This is a genomic window from Pseudomonas sp., from assembly GCF_032058845.1.
Lineage (GTDB): Bacteria > Pseudomonadota > Gammaproteobacteria > Pseudomonadales > Pseudomonadaceae > Aquipseudomonas.
The window spans coordinates 1-3,120 of record NZ_DAMCCR010000186.1 but is presented as its reverse complement, the minus strand read 5'-3'; the positions used below and the strand labels follow the sequence as shown (position 1 = coordinate 3,120).

The following is a 3,120-nucleotide window of genomic DNA, read 5'->3' as shown; positions in this document are numbered from 1 at the left end:
CGCTTCGCCGAGGTGATGACCGCCGCGCTGGGCACGTCGCTGCGCTGCAACAGCCGCATCCGCGAGCTCGACGCCAGCGGCGTCACCCTCGACAACGGCGAGCGCCTGCACGCCCGCGCCGTGATCGACGGGCGCGGCCCGCAAGCCAGCCCGCACAGGGTCCTGGGCCAGCAAGCCTTCCTCGGCCAGGTGCTGAAGCTGCGCCGACCTCATGGCCTGGCGGTGCCCATCGTCATGGATGCACGCGTGCCACAAGGTGACGGCTACCGTTTCGTCTACGTGCTGCCGTTCAGCACCGACACGCTGTTGATCGAAGATACCCATTACGTCGAACGTGACGCGCCAGACGCCGTGCAGCTGCGTGAGCACATCGGGCACTACCTGCAACAGCACGGTTGGCAGGCCGAGCAGGTGCTGCGCGAAGAGCACGGCGTGCTGCCGATTACCCTGGCCGGCGATTTCGACGCCTGGCGTACCGAGCAAGACGGCCAGCTGCAGTCAGGCCTGCGCGCCGGACTGTTCCACTGCACCACCGGTTACTCCCTGCCTGAAGCGGTGCGCCTGGCCGATTGGCTGGCACGCCAGCCGCGCCTGGATCACGCCAGCCTGGCGCCGGCAATGGCTGCCTATCAGCGCCAGCGCTGGCAGGCGCAGGGCTTTTATCGATTGCTCAACCGCATGCTGTTCCTGGCTGGCAAACCGCACCAGCGCTGGCAGGTCATGCAACGTTTCTACCGGCTGTCCGAGCCGCTGATTGCCCGCTTCTATGCCGGGCAGAGCACCTGGGCCGATCGCCTGCGTGTGCTCAGCGGCAAACCGCCGGTGCCTGTTGGTCAAGCGCTGCGCGCCGCGTTGCGTCATTCCCCCCGCCATTTCGAGGAACATTCATGACCCCTGGTAAAACGGCTGTCGTCATCGGCGCCGGCCTCGGCGGCCTGGCCCTGGCCATCCGCCTGCAGTCTGCCGGCGTTGCCACCACCTTGCTGGAGCGCCGCGACCTGCCAGGCGGGCGAGCCTATGTGTACAAGGATGAGGGCTTCACCTTCGACGCCGGCCCTACGGTGATCACCGACCCGTCGGCCATCGAAGCCTTGTTCGAGGCGGCCGGCAAGCCCATGCGCGACTACGTCGAGCTGTTGCCGGTGACCCCCTTCTACCGTCTGTGCTGGGAAGATGGCACGCAGTTCGACTATGGCAATGACCAGGCCGATCTCGAGCGCCAGATCCATGCGCTGGAGCCGGCTGACGTCGAAGGCTATCGCCGCTTCCTGGCCTATTCCAAAGAGGTGCTCGCCGAGGGCTACATCAAGCTTGGCGCGGTACCTTTCCTGTCGTTTCGCGACATGCTCTCGGCCGGTCCGCAGCTGGCGCGCCTGCAAGCCTGGCGCAGCGTGTACGGTATGGTGGCGAAATTCATCCGCAACGACAAACTGCGCCAGGCGTTCTCGTTCCATGCCTTGCTGGTGGGCGGCAACCCGTTTTCCACCTCGTCGATCTACACCCTGATCCACGCGCTGGAGCGCGAATGGGGCGTGTGGTTCCCACGCGGCGGTACCGGCGCCCTGGTGGCCGGCATGGCCAAGCTGTTCGAGGACATCGGCGGGCGCCTGGTGCTCAATGCCGAGGTCAGCGGCTTCGATACCGAAGGTGATCGGGTCACCGCAGCGCGCACTGCCGATGGTCAGCGCTGGCCGGCTGACGTGATCGCCTCCAACGCGGATGTGGTGCACACCTACAGCGACCTGCTCGGTGCCCATCCACGCGGGCGCAGCGAGGGCGAACGGCTCAAGACCAAACGCTTCAGCAACTCGCTGTTCGTGGTGCATTTCGGCCTCAAGCGCGAGCAGCCGCAGCTGCGCCATCACACCGTGTGTTTTGGCGCGCGCTACAAGCCGCTGATCAAGGAAATCTTCGCCGGCCCGCACCTGCCCGAGGATTTCTCGCTGTACCTGCACACCCCGTGCGCCACCGACCCAAGCCTGGCGCCGCCTGGCTGCTCCAGCCACTACGTTCTGGCGCCGGTGCCGCACATGGGCAATGTCGACATCGACTGGCGTGAAGAAGCCCCGCGCTACCGCGACCGCATCTTCAGCTACCTGGAGCAGCACTACATGCCAGGCCTGCGCGAAGACCTGGTGACCTGCCGGACCTTCACCCCGATGGACTTCAAGGAGCAGCTCAATGCCCACCTGGGTTCGGCGTTCTCGCTGGAGCCGGTCTTGCAGCAAAGCGCCTGGTTCCGCCCGCACAACCGCGACGGCCAGATCAGCAACCTCTACCTGGTGGGGGCTGGCACCCACCCGGGCGCGGGCGTACCAGGGGTGATCGGCTCGGCCAAGGCCACTGCCGGCCTGATGCTGGAGGACCTGCACGGATGAGCGACGCCGCTGCCGATCCGCTGCTGCACCATGCGCTGAACAGCATCGCGGTGGGTTCGAAGAGTTTCGCCAGCGCCTCGCGCCTGTTCGACCCGGCAACGCGCCGCAGCGCGGTGTTGCTGTACGCCTGGTGCCGGCATTGCGACGACGTCATCGATGGTCAGGAGGCCGGCCACAACGCCGTGCCGCTGAGCCCGGCAGAGGCGCAGGTGCGCCTGGCCGAGCTGCGCGCCCGGACCCACACTGCCTACCTTGGCGCACCGCTCGAAGACCCCGCATTCGCCGCCCTGCAGGCGGTGGTGCAACGCCATGGCATCGCCCGCGAAGAAGCGCTGGACCTGTTGCAGGGGTTTGCCATGGATGTGGAGGAGCAGCAGTACCAGACACTCGCCGACACCCTGCAGTACTGCTACCACGTGGCCGGTGTGGTCGGGCTGATGATGGCGCGGATCATGGGCACCCAGGACCCGCAGGTACTCGACCGCGCCTGCGACTTGGGCCTGGCCATGCAACTGACCAACATCGCCCGCGACATCGTCGATGATGCCAAGGTGGGTCGTTGTTACCTGCCGCGGCAGTGGCTGGAGGAATTCGGCATGACGCCCGCGACCCTGGGCGAGCCTCGGCACCGCGCAGCCGTGGCGCTGCTCGCGCAACGCTTGATCGACGCCGCCGAACCGTATTACGCCAGCGCCGAGGCGGGCCTGGCCGCCCTGCCCTGGCGCTCGGCATGGGCCGTGGC

Annotated in this window: 3 protein-coding genes; all 3 read left to right on the top strand. The window is 67.1% G+C overall.

Annotated elements, in window-relative coordinates; translation table 11 throughout:
• Positions 1 to 891: lycopene beta-cyclase CrtY (gene crtY / locus RT028_RS20195; protein WP_312937258.1), on the top strand; the 891-nt coding region annotated here is incomplete at its 5' end.
• A complete protein-coding gene (locus RT028_RS20190; protein ID WP_312937256.1) occupies positions 888 to 2,378 on the top strand; it encodes a phytoene desaturase in 1,491 nt (496 codons plus the stop codon). The genes crtY and RT028_RS20190, both read left to right, overlap by 4 nt.
• Positions 2,375 to 3,120: phytoene/squalene synthase family protein (locus RT028_RS20185; protein ID WP_312937254.1), on the top strand; the 746-nt coding region annotated here is incomplete at its 3' end. The genes RT028_RS20190 and RT028_RS20185, both read left to right, overlap by 4 nt.